Genomic DNA, 2,735 nt, shown 5'->3' with positions numbered 1-2,735 from the left:
TTATATCGATGAGAACAACATGGCGGCGGCGCACAACAACCTCTCTTTCCCAAATAAACCCTCGCCTGAAACGCAGGAAAGAATAATCGCCGAAAATCTGGAAATCATGAAAGAGGAACATGCCCCGATTCCGGTCGAGATCGGCGAAGGGCGAGAAGGATACGTGTATTACAGCAACTCTTTCCTGCTCACCCAACTCCGGTATTATCCTTACATCCAGCTATCGGGAATTTTTATTATTGGATTCCTGGCTTACCTGGCGTTTAGTTCAGCACGGAAAGCCGAGCAAAATCAGGTGTGGGTGGGCCTGGCCAAGGAAACAGCTCACCAACTTGGCACGCCGCTGTCATCATTAATGGCTTGGACGGAATACTTTCGTGCCGATCCTGACATAGACCCGTCTATTGCGGAAGAAATTGAAAAGGACGTGCAGCGGCTCGAAATGATTACGACACGCTTCTCTAACATTGGCTCAGTACCTACTTTGAAAGAGGAGGAAGTCGCCCAAATCGTAACGAGTTTTATCAGCTACCTGCAACGACGGGTGTCTTCTAAGGTGGCCTTCTTTATCGATGATGAACTACCCGAGGGGCAAACCGTGCTGCTCAATAAGAACCTCTTCGAATGGGTAATAGAAAATATTTGCAAAAATGCGGTAGATGCCATGAAGGGTGTGGGAGAAATCCGCATCACGCTTATGCCCTTGCTCGCGCAAAATGAGGTCTACATTGACATCCAGGACAATGGCAAGGGGATGAGCAAAAACAACGCGGCTAAGATTTTCCGGCCGGGGTTCAGTACAAAAAAGCGGGGTTGGGGACTAGGCCTGACGCTGGCCAAGCGGATCATCGAGATTTACCACAGCGGCAGATTATTCGTCAAGTCATCTGAACCAGGGAAAGGCACTACGTTTCGGATCGTGATGAAAATCGAGTAGAGGCGGTTATTGCTCAAGATACACCGAAAGCGTATCCGTCTCCACAGAGTTGCTGATGTTAAAGGCGCGGTCACGGACGCGGATGCGGAACTTGACGGTAGTAAGCTTGGCAAAGCGGGAGGCGGGGAGCGTTTGGCGGAAGTCCAGCTTGCCCTTGATGGGGCCGGGCTTGCCATCACGCTTCAAAGTATCGAAGAATAATTTATCAAAAACCGACACGGGCCTAACCTGGAAAGTACCGTCCTTTTTTCTTTCCAACACCGTAATCTCGTAATTTCCCCACTCTTTATAGATTGTATTTAGCTTGGTGGTGTCGCTACGTTCTTCGGGCGAAATGCCCAAGTCACCGTCGCCATCTTCGAAGTCGATGGTAATGACGATGGAGTCGGCATTGGTTTGAGAAAAGCTGTCGTAGATCGTAAATGGTTCCACGTCGTTGAAACGGATGCTGGGCGTGTTATCAAAATCGGGCGTATCGACGCAACTACTGAGCGTCAGTCCCGTGATAATTATCAGAAAAAATCCTACGCCGAGAAGATTACGCATGTGCTATATTTGAAAATTGATTCACGAAATTAACTGGATTGGAATCGTCAGGCAACAATTCCCCGAAAGAAATAAGAGAGGAACTGAGGCGCCAGATTCTGGCGGTAACGCCCGCTGACTTTGAAGAGGTGGCGCTGCGGGTGTTTCGCTACCAGGCCGAATACAACCCAACTTACCGGGCTTATCTTTCCCACCTGAATATTAAAAATGACCGCCTGGAACGGCTGGCAGAGGTCCCTCATCTCCCCATTCAATTCTTCAAGCACCACACTATCAGAACCGGCCAGCCGCCCCGTCCGGCGGTCAAGTTCGAAAGCAGCGGCACTACCGGCATAACGACTAGTGCCCATACACTCTACGATGCTTCCCTCTATCAATTCCTCAGTCAGCGCATTTTCGAGCAGCAGTACGGGCCCTTGGATCGTTTCCACATCTTAGCCCTGCTACCTTCGTACCTTGAACGAAACAACTCGTCTTTGGTATATATGGTTCAGCATTTTATTGGAAAAACTGAGTCAAATTCTTCGGACTTCTATCTGCACGATATCGAGAAGCTAACTAATCAGCTACAGAAACTATCTGACAATGAGGAGGCAGAAACCCAGAAGAAGCGCAAAACACTTGTGTTGGGCGTAACCTTCGCATTGCTGGACTGGGCAGAGAGCGATGAGGATTTATCCTTTCTACAGGACATCCCGGATCTCGTCATCATGGAAACGGGCGGCATGAAGGGCCGCCGCCGCGAAATGCTGCGCGAAGAAGTACACGACATTTTGAAACAAAAACTGAACGTTCCCGCCATTCACTCCGAATACGGCATGACCGAACTACTCTCTCAGGCTTACTCACCCGGCGAAGGACTTTTCCGGCCCGGCACCACAATGCGCGTCCTGCTTCGCGACCCCAACGACCCACTCGATGTTCGTGCTTATGGTCAATTCGAAGGCACGGGGGGAATCAACGTCGTGGATCTCGCTAACCTCGATACATGCAGTTTCGTCGAAACCCAGGATTTGGGCCGCTTCGGCCCGGAAGCCGAAACCTTCTACGTGATGGGTCGTTTCGACAACTCCGACGTGCGTGGATGTAGTTTGATGGTTCTGTGAGTTGTTCGTTCTTCGTTTAAATGAAAAATTATATTGCTCACAAGCGGCTCCCTAACTAAGACCGAAGAACGTTTTCACATTTGCCCCGCATGCATCTTCACGTCCTCGAGCGAGATATTAGGCCCGCCCAGAATGACGAGTCGCTC

Annotated in this window: 3 protein-coding genes; 2 read left to right on the top strand and 1 reads right to left on the bottom strand. The window is 50.1% G+C overall.

Features of this window, described 5'->3' with window-relative positions; genetic code table 11:
* Positions 1-937, top strand: a 937-nt coding sequence (locus ACEW8P_RS17365; protein WP_373514340.1) for a PAS domain-containing sensor histidine kinase, incomplete at its 5' end; no start/stop codon positions are given.
* A gap of 6 nt (positions 938-943) precedes the next feature.
* On the opposite strand, the gene ACEW8P_RS17360 is transcribed toward ACEW8P_RS17365, so the two are convergent.
* Positions 944-1,483 (bottom strand): hypothetical protein, encoded by a 540-nt coding sequence (locus ACEW8P_RS17360; protein ID WP_373514339.1) that lies wholly within the window; start codon positions 1,481-1,483, stop codon positions 944-946.
* 38 nt (positions 1,484-1,521) lie between these two features.
* On the opposite strand from ACEW8P_RS17360, the gene ACEW8P_RS17355 reads away from it, so the two are divergent.
* A complete protein-coding gene (locus ACEW8P_RS17355) occupies positions 1,522-2,589 on the top strand; it encodes an acyl transferase (protein WP_373514338.1) in 1,068 nt (355 codons plus the stop codon).
* The last annotated feature ends 146 nt before the right edge of the window (positions 2,590-2,735 follow it).

The sequence above is a fragment of the Persicitalea sp. genome, assembly GCF_041751555.1.
Classification (GTDB): Bacteria; Bacteroidota; Bacteroidia; order Cytophagales; family Spirosomataceae; genus Persicitalea.
The sequence above is the reverse complement of the archived record's forward strand: the minus strand, read 5'-3'. Positions and strand labels throughout refer to the sequence as shown.

Coding starts and splice junctions, on each gene's coding strand:
- ACEW8P_RS17360 (WP_373514339.1), bottom strand. CDS start 1,483: ATGCGTAATCTTCTCGGCGTAGGATTTTTTCTGATAATTATCACGGGA.